We start from the raw sequence: 7,835 nt of genomic DNA on the forward strand, positions 1-7,835 counted from the left end.
TGGGCCTACCGGTGCGACTCCCCGAGCGCACCGTGGCTACGGTTGATCACATCGTGCCCACCACATCCCAGGCGCGTCCCTTCGCTGACCCCCTGGCGGAGGAGATGCTCGCCACCCTCGAGCGCAACTGCAGCGACTACGGCATTCCTTTGCATGGCCTCGGCAGCGGCCGCCAGGGAATCGTGCATGTGATTGCCCCTGAATTGGGCCTCACCCAGCCGGGTATGACCGTCGCCTGCGGCGACTCTCACACCTCCACCCACGGGGCGTTTGGGGCGATTGCCTTTGGCATTGGCACCAGCCAGGTGCGCGATGTGCTGGCCAGCCAGAGCCTGTCGATGGGCAAGCTCAAGGTGCGGAGGATTTGGGTTGAGGGTCAGCTGCAGCCGGGCGTCTATGCCAAGGACTTGGTGTTGCACATCATCCGGGTGTTGGGTGTCAAAGGTGGTGTGGGCTACGCCTACGAATTTGCCGGTCCAGCCATCGATGCTTTGACGATGGAGGAGCGCATGACCCTCTGCAACATGGCAATCGAGGGCGGTGCCCGCTGCGGCTATGTCAACCCCGACGCCGTCACCTTTGCCTACCTGCAAGGCCGGCCCTATGCCCCCAAGGCTGAAGCCTGGGAGCGGGCCGTGGCCTGGTGGCGTGGCCTGGCCAGTGGTGCAGACGCAGTTTTTGACGATGAGGTGCGCTTCGATGCTGCGGCCATTGCGCCGACAGTCACCTGGGGGATCACCCCCGGCCAGGGCATCGGCGTTGATGAAACGGTGCCAACCTTGGAGCAGACAGAGCCGGATGAGCGGCCCTTGGCCCAGGAGGCCTACCGCTACATGGATCTGCAGCCAGGCACTCCGATTGCAGGCACAGCGGTGGATGTTTGCTTCATTGGCAGCTGCACCAATGGGCGCCTGTCCGATTTGCAGGCGGCTGCGGCGGTGGCCAAGGGACGCCATGTGGCTCCGGGCATCAAGGCCTTTGTGGTGCCTGGCTCTGAACAGGTGGCGGCGGCTGCGGAAGCTGAAGGGCTTGACCAGGTGTTTAGGGAAGCTGGCTTTGAGTGGCGTGAGCCCGGCTGCTCGATGTGCCTGGCCATGAATCCAGACCGGCTTGAGGGCCGCCAGATCAGCGCTAGTTCAAGTAATCGCAACTTCAAGGGTCGCCAGGGCTCGGCTACCGGCCGCACCCTGCTGATGAGTCCGGCGATGGTGGCTGCGGCCGCAATTGCCGGCAAAGTGTGTGATGTGCGCCAGATGATTAACACCACGCCATGACCGCGGCCATGACCACCTCCAGCTTTCCCTTTGGCCCTATCTCGGCTGTGCGCGGGCGCGCCGTTGTCATCACCGGCGACGACATTGACACCGATCGAATCATTCCAGCCCGTTTTCTTAAATGTGTCACCTTTGACGGGCTTGGCGAGCAGGTGTTTGCCGATGATCGGGCCGAGCTCTCTGGGGAGCATCCCTTCGATCGAGCAGGGCTGCAGGGAGCCTCTGTGCTGGTTGTGAACCGCAACTTTGGCTGTGGCTCAAGTCGTGAGCATGCTCCCCAGGCGTTGATGCGCTGGGGCATCCGGGCGGTGGTGGGGGAAAGCTTTGCTGAGATCTTCTATGGCAACTGTCTGGCCTTGGGAATCCCCTGTTTCACCTCATCCCACGCCAGCGTGCTGAGTCTGCAAGAGTCGCTGATTGCCGATCCTGGCCAGGAGCTGAGCTTGTCGCTGGCTAATGCCACCCTGGAAGCCTCACGGGGGCAGCTTTGGCAGCTAGAACTCCAGTCCGGTCCCCAGCAGATGCTGGCTTCTGGGCAATGGGATGCCACCTCCCAGTTGCTGGCCAACGACGGCGAGCTGGCTCGCACCGCTGCATCGTTGCCTTACATCAACGGCTTCTAGGCTTGGGCACGAAGGGTGTGCCATTGCCGTTGAAGTTAAAGTCGTTGAGTTTGATGCGGATGCCGCCGATGCCGTCGTAGGGGCTGTAGTAGACACCAACCTCGTAGGAGCGGCGTTGCAGTTTTAACTCCACATAGGAATAGGAAACATCGCCATAGAATTCGGAGCCATTGTCAATGTTGAAGGTGGCACCAGCTTCCAGCACAATTGGGCCATAGATTTGTTGGGATGCTTGAAAGCTAAGGGTGCGTAGATCTACCGTGCGATCAAAGCCAAAGGGGCTGGCTCCATTTAAAAAGGTGCCAGCGATTGAGGCGGAGAAGCGGGTGTAATCGAATACGGGTCGATCAAACTGTCCCAGTGTGAACGAAGGTCCGCCCCACAGGGTGAGGGTGTTCTGGTTTGCTCCATCGCTATATGTGGCTGCATAGCCACTGGCTCCGAAGTTGATTCCCAGGCCTGGTACTACCGGCACAGGTGCATAGCGCAAGCCCCGCTTGGGATCTTCACTGGCATCAAGGGCAGAGCCCTGCCAGAGCTGCAGGGTTGTGCCTAAAGCCAAGTTGGCGTAACTACGCCAGAGAGTATCTAGCGTTTCTGTTCCAAATAGTGTCGCCTCATATACGCCGGATTGGGCTGCCCAGTTGAGATTCACTGGCGTAAAGAAGGGCGCTTTGAGGGGGGCAGCCTGAGCCTTGGGCTGATTCAAGACCACGTTGCCAGCTAGATTGGCGCCATAGGAATAAACTACGGTTTGAAGTCCCAGGCTGCCATTGTAAATGCGCTCGCGATAGGATCCAAATAGATCAGCGTTTGCGCTTGTATGGCCGGGCAGGTTGAGTGGAGCCGTCAGGCGACTGGTGCTGCGGATGCCGGATCGGAAGTTGTCTGGGTTGAGGGTAGACAGGCTGGCTTCAGCATTTAATGAGAGCCAGCCCATGGGCAGGTTGAGTCCCGCCAGCAGGCCGAACATATCTGCGAGCTTGGCGGTCTGTTCGCTGGTGGGATTAGCCAGGCTTTGTCCAGGAAGCACATAGCTACTGGTACGGCCTTCGATGGCCCGCTGCACATTCAGCTGGGGCTGGAGTTGCAAGCTGCCCCGCTTGCCTATTTTTATTGGCTCCATATTGTAGCCAATAAAGAAGCCATCGCGATCTTCTTTATCCGTATCCCAGGCAAAACGAGCTTCTTCGGCGCCGATGGTTGTGTTTGTGATTGCCGGCAAAGAAACTTTGCCGTCCAGCAGAATCTGGCTGCTGCGGCTGTTGATGCGGGTCACGCCGCGCCCATCCATAACGGCCACCACCTTGCGGGCCAGGCTCCAAGAGGCGGCAGGAGTGAAGGGATCGTTGGTAAAAGCAATTTGTTCGGCAGTCCAGCGGTTGCCTCTGATTTGGATCTGGGCTCCTTGAAAGCGAATGCGGCTGATCGTGCCCGCTTTGTTTGCGGGCGGGCGGTAGCCCTGCCCATTGCTGTTGAGCGAGTCCGTGGTGTCAATAACGGCTCCCAGGTCGAGCTTCAGGCTGGTGCTCCAGCTCTGCTGGAACGTCACGTTGCTCACCTTTGAGTCCACGTCTGGCAGCTGCTCGATCTCAGTTGCTTTAACGACAGGTTTCCCAGATCCCATCGAGATCGCCTGTGCCTGCGGGCCGCCCGCTTGGGGGGGGCCGAAAGCAACTGATTCCAGTGCCCTATTTAGAGATAGAGCTGGAGTCGAGAGCTCACTGCCAGGGCAGCCGGCTGGCGCTGGCATGGTGGGCAGGCTGCTGCGACCTGGTGGCAACACCCGCACCAGCGTTCTATTGGCAGGATCTGTGCTGAGTGGCGGACAGGCAAACGCTGGTTGGCTGAAGTTAGACGGCAGAGCGTTCGTTTTGGCGTTGGGATCTGGGGAGTTGACCTCTTTAAAATTGATTTCCCGGGCAAGGGTGTCCTGCTCGATAACGCCATAGACGTCGTCAAGTTCGCCGCTGTCTTCTAGTTCGCTATAGCGCAGACGGCTTGCTTGTAGGTATTGATCTCCTTTGATCAGGCGAATTTGCCCGCTTGCGTAGACACTGCGGCTGGCTTCTGCCAGTTCGACTCGATCTGCCAGCAGGCGCCAGCCATTGAAGCGGGCTTCTACGTTGCCGGTGGCAACAAACCGGCCCAGTTGCTGGTCGTAGCCTTGCTGATCGGCCTTGATTACAGCAAAGTTGGGAGCAGGAATAACGGAACTAGAGGCTTTGACCGCCCCAGGCTGGCTGGGAATTTCACCTGCCAGAGCCTCTGGAGCGAATAGGACGGATAGGCAAGCAGCTGTTAATAGTTGGTGAGCGAGCCTTTTTAAAGGCGATTTCCCCAGAGGCACTCGGTGGGAATTGCCAGCCAAATCCATCAGCCCTTAATACCTTCTTGAGCCCGAAGTGTTGAAGGAAGCGTGTCTGAAATTGGCACGATTAAATCAGGCGCAGCAGGTCCTTTTGGGGATCATCCCACAAACAGAATCAGGATCTTGCCTGCCTAGTGCCAGCTGATCAATCTTCCAGGTCTTTACGGCTCGGGGTGCGGCTGGGGTCGCTGGCCAAAAAGCCGAACACAAAGATCCCGATAAAGAAGAAGACGACCGAATAAACCGAGATCTTGAGGGCGAGCATGGTTCGGCCTTGGGGAATGGCGAGCGGGTGACAGGGAGTGACAGGCGCGTTGAAGGGCCTAGTCGACCCCGCAGCTGCGGGATCATCCTATGGGACTCGGCTTGCCATCCAACGATGCCTGAGGCCTCAGGACTAGGGCAGACCCCACGGATTGAAACGATTCAGTCACGTTTGCGGCCAACCCATTCGCGCTGGGATCTCCAACCATCCTGGCGCTGCGTGCAGGCGGGAGGGCGGTTTGGCCCAGCCCTTGACGATCCTTGGGGCCAGCAATGTCGTCCGGATTGGGCAGCGCGGGGGTTGGTGATCTGGCCGCGGGGTGGCCAGTGGCGGGAGCTACGGCTGCGGCTGGTTTGCCCGGCGACCTGGCTGCAGCTGCACCAGCCGGAGCCCGTTGCCCAGGCCCGGCTGGTGCTGCGCTGGTGGGCCGACCAGGTGGAGCTGCGGGTGGATGGTGTGCCGGTGCATGGCGGCGACCTGTTTGACACCGCTTGCCGCTGGTTGCTGCCCGAGCGCTGGTGGCAGGGGGAGGCCCTTGAGCTGGAGTTACGCCTGCGCAGCCCCTTGCACGACGACGGTGCCCTGATCGAGAGCCGTCTCGAGCTCGAGCCCCTGGATTCAGCCGATCCGTTGGATTTGTTGGCTGAAACCAAGGCTGAGCTTGCCCAGCTGCGCAGCGGCGAACCGCCGACGGGTCGGTTTCATGTGTTGGGCCATGCCCACCTCGATCTGGCCTGGCTCTGGCCGGTGGCCGACACCTGGCAAGCGGCCGAGCGCACCTTCACCTCTGCCCTTGATCTGATCGAGCGCTTCGAGGAGTTGCATTTCGGCCACTCCACACCGGCCTTATACGCCTGGCTGCAGCAACACCGGCCGGCCCTGTTCGCCCGCCTGCAGCGTGCGGTGGCAGCCGGTCGCTTTGAACCGATCAACGGCCCCTGGGTGGAGAGCGACTGCGTGCTGATCAGCAGCTCCTCACTGCTGCGCCAGTTTCAGCTGGGCCAGCAATTCAGCGCCGCCAGCTTCCCTGAGCTGGAGCACTATCTGGCCTGGTTGCCCGACAGCTTTGGTTTCGCCAGCGGCCTGCCGGCCGTGGCTCGCAGCACCGGCGTGCGTTGGTTTTGCACCCACAAAATGGCCTGGAACGCCACCAATCCCTTCCCCCACCGGCTGTTTCGCTGGCGCAGCCGCTGTGGTTCCGAGCTGCTGGCCCTGATCAACGCCCCGATCGGCACCGATGGCGATCCCGTGGCGATGGAGCGCTATCGCTTGGCTTGGCAAGGCGCGACCGGGGTTGATTCGGCCCTGTGGCTGCCCGGAGTGGGCGACCACGGTGGAGGCCCCAGCGCTGAAATGCTCGAGCAGCTGCGGCTCTGGCAGCAGCAAGCTGAAGCTGCTCCCCAGCATCACGGCAGCTTGCGGGGTTATTTGGCTGACCTCGAGCCGCTGGCGCCCCGGCTGCCGGTGTGGCGCGACGAGCTCTACCTGGAGCTGCATCGCGGCTGCGCCACCTCGCGCCCTGATCAGAAGCGCCACAACCGCACACTCGAGCGGCTGCTGCGGGAGGCGGAGCTGGCCCAGGCCCTAGCCGGCGATCCTGAAACGGTCGACTGGCGAACGCTGCTTTTTCAGCAGTTTCACGACATTTTGCCCGGCACCTCGATTCCAGAGGTGTTCGAGCAGGCCGAGCCCCAGTGGCGGGCAGCGCGCCGCAGCGCCTGCCTGCAACGGGATCGGGCTCTGCAGGCCTGGATAGGAGCTGGTGAGGGTGAAGATGACGGTGTGGGCGTGGGTTGGTGGGTAGCCCAGCTCCAGCCCCTGCCTCCCCGGGCCCGCAGCCTGCGGGTGCCTTTGGGCGGCTGGAGTTGCGGCGGTGTGAAGCTGCCGTCCCAGCCGGCCCGGGCTGGCGGCCAGTGGCTGCAGCTGCCGCCCTTGGCGGGCGTGGCCGCCCTGCCCCTAGAGCGAACGGTCGCAGCGGCGGCCCCTCAGGTAGCTCAGGTTGAGGCGCCGGTGTGGCGAGAGGGCTGGCGCTGCGGCAACGGTTTGGTGAGTTTTGAGCTGGGTCCGCGGGGCCTCGAGCAGCTGTGGGATAGCCAGGATCATCCCCAGTTGGCAGGCCCGCTGGCCTGGCGGCGTTTTGCCGATCGAGGTGAGTTTTGGGATGCCTGGGACATCGCCACGGGCTACCGGGACCATCCGCTGGCCTGGCAGTGGCAGGGCGAGCCCAGCTGGCTGGAGCAGGGCGAGCTGTGCACCAGTTTTGTGTGGCGGGGCCAGTGCGGGGCAAGTGCGGTGCGGCTTGAGGGGCGCTTACTTGCCAATACCCCCTGGCTCGAGCTTGTGCTCAGCGTCGACTGGCGCCAGCGCCATGAGCTGCTGCGCCTGGAGATCCCCTTGGCCCAGTCGGCCCAGCGCTGGGCGGCAGATACCTCCGGTGGCGTGCTGGAACGGCCAGCCCAGCCGGTCACTGCCCGCGAGCAGGCCCGCTGGGAGCTGCCAGCGATCAGCTGGATCGCTTCTGTGGCTGCTGGCGGCGGCTTGGCGGTGCTGCTCGATGGGCCCCAGGGGGTGTCGGCTAGTCCGGAGCAGTTGGGTGTGTCGTTGCTGCGGGCGCCTACTTGGCCCGATCCTGGCGCCGATAACGGCTTGCAGCGCCTGCGGCTGGCCCTGGCGCCCTGCCCAGCAGGTTGGTGCCGGGATCAGGTGCCCAAGCAGGCGGTGGCCTTCAGGGAACCGCTATGGCTGCGGCCGGCGGCGGCCCAGGGCCGGCCTAAACGACATCAGGCCCTGCCTCCCCTGGGCGAGGGGCTGTTGCTACTGGGCTGCCGGCCGCTAGGGGAGTCGGGAGACGTGGTGCTCACCGTGCAGAACTGTTCCCCTTGCCGCCGTTACCTGGAGTTGGGAGAGAGCTGGCAGCTGCTGGAGCGACTCGATGGCCTGGATCAGCCTCTGATTTCCCGGGGAAAGCTCTCTGAAGATCCCTGGTTGCTGGCGCCGTGGAGCCTGGGCTTTTGGCGAGTGCGCCCTGATTGGGTCAGCGCTTAGGGCTCAGTCTTCGTGGTCGTCAAAGGGGTCGGTGAGGCCCTTGGAGGGCGGCCCGAAGGCTTGGTACACCCCAAAACCGGTGAGTGAAAGCAGCACCGCCAGCACGGCGAGGGCCACGGAAAGGGCCGGGGAGCTGGTGGTGGCGGTGGGGTCCATGGAGGCGGAAGGGGAATGCAGGTGACGGGTTGCGTCACAACTCTCGACGGACAGCCGCGGCGCGGTACGCGAGGCCCTTACAGTACTAAAAGCGAATCCAT

Annotated in this window: 6 protein-coding genes; 3 read left to right on the forward strand and 3 right to left on the reverse strand. The window is 62.5% G+C overall.

What is annotated here, in order from left to right; all coding sequences use genetic code 11:
- Both leuC and KBZ07_RS12975 read left to right on the forward strand, forming a co-directional pair.
- Positions 1 to 1,274, forward strand: a 1,274-nt coding sequence (gene leuC / locus KBZ07_RS12970) for a 3-isopropylmalate dehydratase large subunit (protein WP_254932003.1), incomplete at its 5' end; no start/stop codon positions are given.
- Positions 1,275 to 1,282: 8 nt separating this feature from the next.
- Positions 1,283 to 1,897, forward strand: coding sequence for a 3-isopropylmalate dehydratase small subunit 2 (locus KBZ07_RS12975; protein WP_254932004.1), 615 nt, complete (start codon positions 1,283 to 1,285; stop codon positions 1,895 to 1,897).
- On the opposite strand, the gene KBZ07_RS12980 is transcribed toward KBZ07_RS12975, so the two are convergent.
- Together KBZ07_RS12980 and KBZ07_RS12985 are read right to left on the reverse strand one after the other, a co-directional pair.
- Complete coding sequence (locus KBZ07_RS12980) at positions 1,884 to 4,274, reverse strand: DUF3769 domain-containing protein (RefSeq protein ID WP_254932005.1); 2,391 nt, start codon at positions 4,272 to 4,274, stop codon at positions 1,884 to 1,886. The two genes, KBZ07_RS12975 and KBZ07_RS12980, sit on opposite strands and share 14 nt — an antisense overlap.
- Before the next feature lie 139 nt (positions 4,275 to 4,413).
- Entirely contained in the window at positions 4,414 to 4,533 is a 120-nt protein-coding gene (locus tag KBZ07_RS12985) for a photosystem II reaction center protein I (RefSeq protein ID WP_006172424.1), read from the reverse strand.
- A 114-nt stretch (positions 4,534 to 4,647) separates the two neighbouring features.
- On the opposite strand from KBZ07_RS12985, the gene KBZ07_RS12990 reads away from it, so the two are divergent.
- Complete coding sequence (locus tag KBZ07_RS12990; RefSeq protein WP_254932006.1) at positions 4,648 to 7,578, forward strand: alpha-mannosidase; 2,931 nt, start codon at positions 4,648 to 4,650, stop codon at positions 7,576 to 7,578.
- A 3-nt stretch (positions 7,579 to 7,581) separates the two neighbouring features.
- Here KBZ07_RS12990 and psbN read toward each other — a convergent pair whose 3' ends face one another.
- Positions 7,582 to 7,734, reverse strand: a complete 153-nt coding sequence (gene psbN / locus KBZ07_RS12995; RefSeq protein WP_254932007.1) for a photosystem II reaction center protein PsbN — start codon at positions 7,732 to 7,734, stop codon at positions 7,582 to 7,584.
- Between the last annotated feature and the right edge of the window lie 101 nt (positions 7,735 to 7,835).

The sequence above is a fragment of the Cyanobium sp. BA20m-14 genome (assembly GCF_024346295.1).

Coding starts and splice junctions, on each gene's coding strand:
- KBZ07_RS12975 (WP_254932004.1), top strand. CDS start 1,283: ATGACCACCTCCAGCTTTCCCTTTGGCCCTATCTCGGCTGTGCGCGGG.
- KBZ07_RS12980 (WP_254932005.1), bottom strand. CDS start 4,274: ATGGATTTGGCTGGCAATTCCCACCGAGTGCCTCTGGGGAAATCGCCT.
- KBZ07_RS12985 (WP_006172424.1), bottom strand. CDS start 4,533: ATGCTCGCCCTCAAGATCTCGGTTTATTCGGTCGTCTTCTTCTTTATC.
- KBZ07_RS12990 (WP_254932006.1), top strand. CDS start 4,648: ATGCCTGAGGCCTCAGGACTAGGGCAGACCCCACGGATTGAAACGATT.
- psbN (WP_254932007.1), bottom strand. CDS start 7,734: ATGGACCCCACCGCCACCACCAGCTCCCCGGCCCTTTCCGTGGCCCTC.